Raw genomic sequence first — 8,934 nt, 5'->3', positions numbered from 1 at the left:
ACGGGAAGGGTCTTTTCTTTTGCGAATTCATCACTTGACTTTACGGCAGGGAACTTATGAGCCGGGACGAGCTTTCTGTCATGGATGGCAGCAAGTGTATCCTGCAGTTGCGCGGAGTCAGGCCATTCCTGAGCGATAAATTCGACATTACCAAGCATAAGCGGTACAAGGAGCTTTCGGACTTTGATAAGAAGAATGCTTTCGATGTAGAACGCTATCTGAAGCACGAACTCAGGCTGCGGATGGATGAAGAATTTGATTGCTACGAGGTGGATGTGTCCGAAGAAAGCACAGCATAGGAAGGAGGTCATTATCCGAAGTAAATACACCCGCCCGCCTGTCCGGGCAGACCCCGTGGCAGAAAAACTGTCCGACTGATTTTCTACATTTGCGATTCCAAAAGGCTGATTTTTTATGAAAATGAAAGGAGAAGCCAGAATTGCAGGAAGCAGGCAGCACCGAAGATGTACCAGCCTGTTTTTCTTTTGGAATCGTGTATTTTATCAATGCTGCAATCTGGCGAAATAACACTATGGAATTCTTCAATCAGGCTATTACCGTTCTGCAGACTCTCGTTGTTGCCATCGGCGCGGGCCTTGGCGTTTGGGGCGTTGTGAACCTCATGGAAGGGTACGGAAACGACAACCCTGGCGCAAAGTCGCAGGGCATGAAGCAGCTCATGTCCGGCGGCGGTGTCATCCTCATCGGCACCCAGCTGATCCCGCTGCTTTCTGGTCTGTTCGGCTAATCAACAAGCGATAGGAGGAAAACCCGCCATTGTTCGATAATATTTTCGCAGCAATCGAAAAATGGATGAGGGAACTTCTTTCCGGCATGGTGGAGTCCAACCTGAGTACGATGTTCACAGCGGTCAACCAACAGACCAGTGAAATCGCTGCTCAGGTCGGGCAGACACCGCAAGGGTGGAACAGCAGCATTTTCAGTATGATCCGTAACATTTCGGATTCGGTGGTGATCCCCATTGCAGGAATCATCATTACGCTGATCCTCTGCTACGAACTGATCTCGATGCTGACGGAACGAAACAATCTGCACGATGTAGACACTTGGATGTTCTTCAAGTATTTCGTGAAGATGTGGATCGCGGTCTATCTCGTCAGCCATACGTTCGATATTGCAATGGCGGTATTTGACATTGGACAGTCGGTGGTAAATTCTTCCTCCGGCATTATCCGTGGCAATACCGCCATTGATATTAGTTCTCTTTCCATGCAGATGCAGGCGGCAATGGCAACGATGGCGATTGGCGAACTGGTGACGCTGGCATTGGAAACCCTTGTTGTAAGCTGGTGTCTGAAAATTCTGTCGGTGGTTATCACGGTAATTATGTACGGCAGAATGATAGAAATATACCTCTACACTTCGCTTGCTCCGATTCCATTTGCAACCATGAGTAACCGTGAATGGGGTCATGTGGGTACGAACTACTTCCGAGGGCTGTTCGCGCTGGCATTTCAGGCGTTCCTGATGATGGTCTGCGTGGCAATCTATGCAGCCCTTATCGGCAGCATCCGGGTATCTTCGGATATTCACTCGGCGTTGTTCGGCACGATGGCCTACACGGTGATTCTTTGCTTCTCGCTGCTCAAAACGGGAAGTCTGTCCAAACAGATCTTCGGCAGTCACTAAATCCGGGAAAATCCAATGAAAGGAAAAGACAGCAGACAACGCCGTTTCCCGGCGGCGGTCTGGCTGTTCTGGTGATAAATGGCCTATGTAACGATTCCCAAAGACCTTTCCAAAGTGAAGAACAAGGTCTTTCTGAACCTGACGAAACGCCAGCTAGTGTGTATGGGGTTTGCAGCAGGCATTGGCGTTCCGTTCTATTTTCTCATGCGCGACACGCTGGGAACCAGCAATGCAGCGGCAGGCATGGTGCTCCTGATGCTGCCGGAATTTTTCTTTGCTCTGTACGAGAAAAACGGGATGCACCTTGAAACCATCCTGACAAACTTCATCAGTGTCCGATTCAAACGCCCTGCGGTACGCCGCTATGAGGTTGAAAACCTGTATGACAGGGAACTGGAAACCGCAGCACCGATTCAGAAGAAAGGAGGCATCCTTGGTAAAAAGTGAACCGAAGAAGAAACCGCAGTCGGGTGGCTTCTTCCAGAAGTTCTTTCGGAAACCCGAAAAGAGCCAGAAGGAACAGCGGTTGACTGTGCAGCGTTCCATTCCATATCTGGAAATGGGGCGCGACGGTATCTGCCGGGTGGAGGAACATCTGTATTCCAAAACCGTCCGATTCTACGACATTAACTACCAGCTGGCACAGAACGAGGATAAGAACACCATCTTTGAAAGCTGGTGCGACTTCCTCAACTACTTCGATGCCAGTATCCGCTTTCAGTTGTCGTTCATCAACCATAAGAGTGACATGAGCGAGTACAACAAGGTCATCCAGATTGAGCCGCAGCATGACCAGTTCGATGATGTGCGCATGGAATATGCGCAGATGCTGAGACAGCAGCTTGCCAAGGGCAATAACGGTCTGGTTCGGACGAAGTACATCACGTTCAGCATCGAAGCAAAGAGTGTCCGGGAAGCAAAGCCCCGGCTGGAGCGTATCGAAACCGATATTCTCAATAATTTCAAGGTGCTGGGCGTGAAAGCCTACCCGCTGAACGGCGTGGAACGGCTGCAAATCATGTACGAAACCTTTCATCAGGAAGAACAGCAGAAGTTCGATTTCAGCTATGACCGCATCCTGCAGAGCGGCATGACGACCAAAGACTTCATTGCCCCGACCAGTTTCCTGTTCAAAAGCGGCAAGGACTTTATGATGGGTGACACCTATGGTGCTGCATCCTATCTGAACATCCTTGCCCCGGAACTGACGGATAAGGTGCTGGCCGAGTTTCTGGACATGGACAAAAATCTGGTGGTCAGCATTCATGTGCAGTCGGTAGATCAGCTGAAAGCTATCAAACTGATCAAAGGCAAAATTACCGACCTGGATCGTATGAAAATCGAGGAGCAGAAGAAAGCTGTGAGGTCTGGTTATGATATGGAAATTATTCCGAGCGACCTTGCAACTTATGGTGGCGAGGCCAAGAAGATTCTGGATGATCTGCAGAGTCGTAATGAGCGTATGTTCCTTGTTACGGTGCTGTTCCTTAATACAGCAAAGACCAAACAGGAGTTGGATAGTGCTGTGTTTCAGACTGCTGGTATCGCTCAGAAGTTCAACTGCACTCTGAACCGTCTGGATTATCTGCAGGAGCAGGGTCTTATGAGCAGCCTGCCGCTGGCAAATAACCTCGTTCCCATCAAGCGGGCGCTGACTACCACTTCCACCGCCATCTTTGTGCCGTTCACCACGCAGGAGCTTTTTATGGAGGGCGATTCCCTCTATTACGGCTTAAACGCAGTGTCCAACAACATGATTATGGCAGACCGGAAGCAGCTGAAAAATCCGAACGGCCTGATTCTCGGCACACCGGGAAGCGGTAAGTCGTTCAGTGCAAAGCGTGAGATCACCAACGTGTTCTTTACCACAACGGACGATATTATCGTCGCAGACCCGGAAGGCGAGTATTATCCGCTGGTGGAAGCGTTGGGCGGGCAGGTTATCCATATCTCGTCCACCAGTAAGGACTACATCAACCCGATGGACATCAATCTGAACTATGCGGACGATGATAATCCGCTGGGCATGAAATCGGACTTTATTCTTTCCCTGTGCGAACTTATCATGGGCGCACGGGATGGCATGGAGCCAGAAGAAAAGTCGGTTATAGACCGCTGCCTGCCGCTGGTCTATCAGAAGTATCTGAATGACCCGAAGCCGGAGAATATGCCGACGCTTGGTGATTTGTACGACTGCCTGCGGGAGCAGAAAGAGCGGCAGGCGCAGCGTATCGCCACAGCGTTGGAAATCTACGTCAATGGTTCTCTGCGAGTGTTCAACCATCAGACCAATGTGGAACTGGATAACCGCATTATCTGTTTCGATATCAAAGAGTTGGGCAAGCAGCTGAAAAAGCTGGGGATGCTCATTGTTCAGGATCAGGTCTGGAACCGTGTTACCATCAACCGCAACAGTAAAAAGAACACGCGGTACTATATAGACGAGTTCCACCTCCTGCTGAAAGAGGAGCAGACGGCGGCATACAGCGTCGAAATCTGGAAGCGGTTCCGAAAATGGGGTGGTGTACCCACAGGCATCACCCAGAACATCAAGGATTTGTTGGCTAGCCGGGAAATCGAGAATATCTTCGAGAACAGCGATTTTATCTATATGCTTAACCAGGCATCCGGCGACCGACAAATCCTTGCGAAGCAGCTGAATATTTCGCCGTTCCAGCTGTCGTATGTGACGAACAGTAACGAGGGCGAGGGGTTGCTGTTCTACGGCAACACGATTATCCCGTTCAAGGATAAGTTCGATACTTCGCTGAAACTGTACAGCCTGATGACCACGAAGCCCATGGAGATGGGAAAATATAAGGAGAAAAAGGAAGCATGAACACACCGAACATTTTTGACCGACTGAGCCGCAAGATTCATCATCATTCTGACATGGAGCTGCACGAAAGTGATTCCGGCCCGCCTTTCGATGAGGTGGAGCCGCTCAACTTCCAAGATGAAGAATCGGTAGTGCATACGGTGCTGGAGGACTTTTACGCCGTTGGCACACTGGCCGATGAACTGACTGACGGCTTTCACATGGAAGCCCACGGTTATCTTGACCGTGAGGAAGTAAACACCCGTCTGATCGCCTTTGCCCGGAAGCTTGAACAGGTGCTGGATAAGTGGGAAACCCACGCAGCCCTGCTCGCATGACGGCTCCAGCCGGAAGGAGGTGATTTCCATAGCAGACAAAAAGTTTCGGGGCAGAGATAAAATCGTCCAGAAAATGACCAAGGATGGTCTGGTGGATGAAAACCTCCGCACCGGGGAACAGAAGTCCGCAACCGCAGAAGAAAAGCCGGAGCAGGAAGATTCGGCAAAAGAAACTGCGGAAAAGGAAACAGATGAAAAACCTATCGTGGAAGAAGAACGGTGCATGGATGCTGAGGATGCACCCCGGCATCACAGCACCGCCAAGCAGAGCGCGGACTATTACAAAGCCCATCAGGAGGAGGGCAAGCCAAAGGATGCGCCTGCGGAATCGGATGCAGAGCCGCAGACCAAGAAAGGCCGACTTTCTTTTGAGGATGAAAAAGGCGGCATTGTCCGTGGCATGGGGATGGGCGTTAAGAAGATGGCCAAGAAAGGAGTGGATACCGCCACCGGGTTCGCCCATCAGAAAGTACATCAGGTAGAAAAGGACAATTCCGGCGTGGAAGCTGCTCACAAGTCGGAAGAAGCCGCCGAACGCCTGCACCACTTTGTCAAAGGCAGAAAAAAGCCCAAAGACAAATCTGCCAGGGCAGAGAAAAGAGGTGGCGAGGATCAGAAGGCCAGCCGCCTGAAATTCTCCGAGAGTGAGGGCGGCACGGCAGAAAATGCAGCAGAACCGTCGCTGAAAAAGAAACAGCCCCAGCCACCACCGACTGCCGCAGGAGGTGAAGCAAAGACAGTCGGCGCGAAGTTTTACCAGAAAAAGCAGTATAAGGATGCCTATGCAGCCGCCAAGCGCGGCCAGAAAGCCGGAACTGCCGCCAGCAAGCAGGCAGCAGCGGCAACAAACACCATTACGGAAAAAGCAAAAGCGGCTGTGCAGGAAATCGTCGTGCAGAATAAAACCCTGTGGGTCAGTATTGGTGTCGGCATCCTGCTGGTGATGGTAATGCTGGGAGCCTTTTCAAGCTGCGGTGCAGCAATTCAGGGAACAGGCAGTACCTTTGTGGGAACGACATATCCCAGCAAGGATGCCGATATGAAGGGTGCGGAAGAGGATTATCTGGAACTGGAAAAAGAACTGGATAAGCAGATTCGGCAGATGGAATCCACCCATCCGGGCTATGATGAATACCGCTATCAACTTGACGAAATCGGGCATGACCCGTATCAGCTTATTTCCCATCTGACTGCGGTTTATGAGCAGTTCACCAGAGGACAGGTCAAGCCTGTTATCGAGGAACTGTTCAAGCAGCAGTATCTCTTGAAAGTGTGGGAAACCATTGAGATTCGCACTCGCATGGAAACCAGAGTAGGGATTCGGCCAACGATTGACGCTTTTGGAAACGTCAGCATGGAAACCTATACCTATCAGGAAGAAGTGGAGTATGAGTACAAAATTCTCAATGTCCTGCTGAAAAATAAAGGCTTTGACACCATCGCGCGGAAGAACATGAACCGGAAGCAGACCGGGCGATACGATGCCTACAACCTGACCTACGGCAACCGCCCCGAACTGTTCGGCGCAGGATCACCGACTTACAGCGGCGGCACAACGGGCAGTATTGGCACGGGCGGCGGTACTGGTGGCTCTGGCGGTGGCTTCAAGTACGACATTCCCTCGGAAGCCCTTTCGGATGAAAAGTTCGCAAGGATGATTGAGGAAGCCGAAAAGTATCTTGGTATGCCGTATGTGTGGGGCGGAAGTTCCCCAAGCACCAGTTTTGATTGCTCCGGCTTCGTCTGCTGGGTCATCAATAACAGCGGCAATGGGTGGAGCGTTGGGCGTACAACGGCCAACGGTCTGCGCGGGAAGTGCAGTTATGTTTCCCCTGCGGATGCAAAGCCCGGCGACCTGATTTTCTTTGAGAAAACCTATAACACCGTTGGCGCGTCGCACGTTGGAATCTACGTCGGCAATGGCATGATGATCCACTGCGGCGACCCCATTTCCTATACCAGCATCAATTCGACCTACTGGCAGAGCCACTTTTTAGGCTTTGGCCGCATCAACTGAAAGGAGGGCCGATGGGCAAAAAATTACAGAAATATCTGGATGAAGCCGAAAAGACGGAACAGCAGATCGCGGAACTGGAAGAACGGCTGAGAACCATCCGGGCAGCACAGAAAAAGGAAGAGGACAGCGAGATCATTCGTGCCATCCGCAGCACCAAGATGGGCGGGCGCGAACTGCTGGCTCTGCTGGACAACATTCAGGCGGGCAACGTGACGTTCCTGACCGCTGTAAACAACGCTTCGGAGGAAGCAGAAACGGAGGAAGCGATTGAAAAAGATGCTTAAACGGCTGGGAGTTGTTATCCCCAGCACAATTCTGACCCTGCTGATGGCAGTGGGCTTTTCGACCCCGGCCTTTGCCTTTGTGGACACTACTGAAGTGATGGAGGAACCGACACAGGTGATCGAGGAAGAGGAACCGACCGAGGAAGAAAAAATCCCGTTCACCATCGCAGGCAACGGCGAGGTGGAGGATAACATCGTGGATGACCCCAGCAAGGAGTTCTTCACAGTAAAGACCAAGGGCGGCAACACATTCTTTCTGGTGATCGACCGGGCGCGAAACAGCGAAAACGTCTATATGCTCTCGATGATCGACGAGTACGATTTGCAGGAGTTTCTGGATGATGAAGAGCGGAACGGCAAGCAGGAAGAAGAAACGCCTGCGGTAGTTCTGCCCGAAACCAAACCCGAACCTACCCCGGATGTGGAAATCGAAGAACCGAAAGAGGAATCGAGCGGTGGCATGAATAAGATTCTGCTGCTGGTATTCGTGGCGGCACTGGGCGGTGCAGGTGCTTTCTTCTACTTCTACATTTATAAGCCGAAGCCGAAAGAAGAAACGCCGCAGAGTGAAAATCTGGAAACCGACCAGAGCCTTGCGACTGTGAACGAGGATAATCAGTCCGGCAACGAAAATGGCACATAAGAAAACCGTAACATAAGGATGTAGGGGTAGTCGAAAGGCTATCCCTGCTTTTTTTAAAAAGGAGAAAGCGTTGAAATATCTGGTGATTGCAGAAAAACCGAGCGTATCGAAATCCATTGCAAAAGTGATCGGTGCATATCGGCAGGAGGACGGGTATCTGGAGGGTGGGGATTGCGTGGTAAGCTGGTGTCTGGGGCATCTGGCAGAGTATGCAGCCCCGGAACACTACGATGAACGCTATGAAAACTGGCGTTTTGAGGATTTGCCGATTCTCCCTGTTGAGTGGAAACTGCTGGTACACAATACCAAGAAGCCGCAGTTCAATGTCCTGCGCAAACTGCTCCGCAGCAAGAAATTTGATTATGTGGTGAACGCCTGCGATGCAGGATAGTGCGGATAGGTGACTTAAGAAAAAGAAAAAAGAGACCTCATTTTGTTGAAAATCAAATTTCAAAGTCATTAAAGGAGCTATTCAAATGAAACAAAATCAGAATTTCGACCATAATCACTCTCAAAAAGTGCTTTCCTGCCACTACAACATGGACACCAACCGGGTGGAAGCCCGATTTGAAGATGGCACCACCCTTTCCATTGATTGTATCTCCATTGAGGACGAATACGGCAACACCCCTGCGCAGCGAGCAGAACTGGACTGGCTACTATATAACAAGCCCTTAGAGTACGTCCAGCTTGTGCTGAGTGGTGAGATTGAGCATTATCTCTCACTTGGCTGTGACCATGGCATATTAGAAGATTGACCTTTAATTAAAATATCCAAAGCAAACAAAACAGCCCTCTATTTGCAGTCGTTGCAAATAGAGGGCTGTTGATTTGTTGATACTTCGCTCCGAACCGTACCATCGACTGTCTTTTGATTTAGATGCGCAAATCATTAGAACACATAAGGCCAATTCTATATGTTTCCGAGTTACTATCAATAAAGCTTTGCGACACTGAAAGGACACGGGTTTTCAATTTTACACCATTGAGTTTTAGATTTATATAATATCCTTCCTTTTTTAAAACATTTCTGCAAATCATTTTATACATCTTATTAGATTTGCACAAAAAACTTATTAAAAAGCTGTTTCTGTCTTCAAGCATTTTATTGAAAAAATACTGTTGCCACACTTAGGACATTTTCCTACAAGGGGTCCCGAGCGCTTAGTGGGAATTTGTACCCC

The 8,934-nt window shown here is 50.0% G+C and carries 10 protein-coding genes and 1 pseudogene; all 11 read left to right on the top strand.

Going from position 1 to position 8,934, the window contains the following annotated elements:
• Nucleotides 1–44 precede the first annotated feature (44 nt).
• Nucleotides 45–299: pseudogene (locus DW937_RS14405) on the top strand (hypothetical protein); the annotation flags it as partial.
• 233 nt (nt 300–532) lie between these two features.
• Nucleotides 533–748 carry a Maff2 family protein gene (locus DW937_RS14400; protein ID WP_113998658.1) on the top strand — a complete coding sequence of 72 codons (216 nt, stop codon included), beginning with the start codon at nt 533–535 and terminating at the stop codon, nt 746–748.
• Nucleotides 749–813: 65 nt separating this feature from the next.
• On the top strand, nt 814–1,650 hold the full coding sequence (locus tag DW937_RS14395) for a VirB6/TrbL-like conjugal transfer protein, CD1112 family (protein WP_330577007.1): 837 nt from the start codon (nt 814–816) through the stop codon (nt 1,648–1,650).
• A 78-nt stretch (nt 1,651–1,728) separates the two neighbouring features.
• Complete coding sequence (locus tag DW937_RS14390) at nt 1,729–2,097, top strand: PrgI family protein (protein ID WP_120121481.1); 369 nt, start codon at nt 1,729–1,731, stop codon at nt 2,095–2,097.
• Nucleotides 2,015–4,489, top strand: a complete 2,475-nt coding sequence (locus DW937_RS14385; protein WP_347561917.1) for a conjugal transfer protein TraE — start codon at nt 2,015–2,017, stop codon at nt 4,487–4,489. Before DW937_RS14390 ends, DW937_RS14385 begins: the two co-directional genes overlap by 83 nt.
• Complete coding sequence (locus DW937_RS14380) at nt 4,486–4,806, top strand: hypothetical protein (RefSeq protein WP_120121477.1); 321 nt, start codon at nt 4,486–4,488, stop codon at nt 4,804–4,806. The genes DW937_RS14385 and DW937_RS14380 overlap by 4 nt, the downstream gene beginning before the upstream one ends.
• Before the next feature lie 19 nt (nt 4,807–4,825).
• Nucleotides 4,826–6,823, top strand: coding sequence for a C40 family peptidase (locus tag DW937_RS14375; protein WP_133300989.1), 1,998 nt, complete (start codon nt 4,826–4,828; stop codon nt 6,821–6,823).
• A gap of 11 nt (nt 6,824–6,834) precedes the next feature.
• Complete coding sequence (locus tag DW937_RS14370; RefSeq protein WP_055187021.1) at nt 6,835–7,107, top strand: DUF4315 family protein; 273 nt, start codon at nt 6,835–6,837, stop codon at nt 7,105–7,107.
• Complete coding sequence (locus tag DW937_RS14365) at nt 7,100–7,750, top strand: DUF4366 domain-containing protein (protein ID WP_120121472.1); 651 nt, start codon at nt 7,100–7,102, stop codon at nt 7,748–7,750. Before DW937_RS14370 ends, DW937_RS14365 begins: the two co-directional genes overlap by 8 nt.
• Nucleotides 7,751–7,820: 70 nt before the next feature.
• The gene (locus DW937_RS14360) at nt 7,821–8,141 is read left to right on the top strand and encodes a toprim domain-containing protein (protein WP_112091634.1); all 321 of its coding nucleotides are present in this window, start codon (nt 7,821–7,823) and stop codon (nt 8,139–8,141) included.
• Nucleotides 8,142–8,226: 85 nt separating this feature from the next.
• On the top strand, nt 8,227–8,508 hold the full coding sequence (locus DW937_RS14355) for a DUF6061 family protein (protein WP_117477596.1): 282 nt from the start codon (nt 8,227–8,229) through the stop codon (nt 8,506–8,508).
• The last annotated feature ends 426 nt before the right edge of the window (nt 8,509–8,934 follow it).

Origin of the sequence: Faecalibacterium sp. AM43-5AT (assembly GCF_003603345.1) — a bacterium.
Lineage (GTDB): Bacteria > Bacillota > Clostridia > Oscillospirales > Ruminococcaceae > Faecalibacterium > Faecalibacterium taiwanense.
Note: the sequence above shows the minus strand (reverse complement) of the source record. Positions and strands in the feature narration are given on the sequence as shown.

Excerpts from the sequence above, each read along its gene's own strand:
- DW937_RS14380 (WP_120121477.1), top strand. The coding sequence starts at position 4,486 with ATGAACACACCGAACATTTTTGACCGACTGAGCCGCAAGATTCATCAT.
- DW937_RS14355 (WP_117477596.1), top strand. The coding sequence starts at position 8,227 with ATGAAACAAAATCAGAATTTCGACCATAATCACTCTCAAAAAGTGCTT.
- DW937_RS14400 (WP_113998658.1), top strand. The coding sequence starts at position 533 with ATGGAATTCTTCAATCAGGCTATTACCGTTCTGCAGACTCTCGTTGTT.
- DW937_RS14390 (WP_120121481.1), top strand. The coding sequence starts at position 1,729 with ATGGCCTATGTAACGATTCCCAAAGACCTTTCCAAAGTGAAGAACAAG.
- DW937_RS14370 (WP_055187021.1), top strand. The coding sequence starts at position 6,835 with ATGGGCAAAAAATTACAGAAATATCTGGATGAAGCCGAAAAGACGGAA.
- DW937_RS14385 (WP_347561917.1), top strand. The coding sequence starts at position 2,015 with ATGAGGTTGAAAACCTGTATGACAGGGAACTGGAAACCGCAGCACCGA.
- DW937_RS14395 (WP_330577007.1), top strand. The coding sequence starts at position 814 with ATGAGGGAACTTCTTTCCGGCATGGTGGAGTCCAACCTGAGTACGATG.
- DW937_RS14365 (WP_120121472.1), top strand. The coding sequence starts at position 7,100 with ATGCTTAAACGGCTGGGAGTTGTTATCCCCAGCACAATTCTGACCCTG.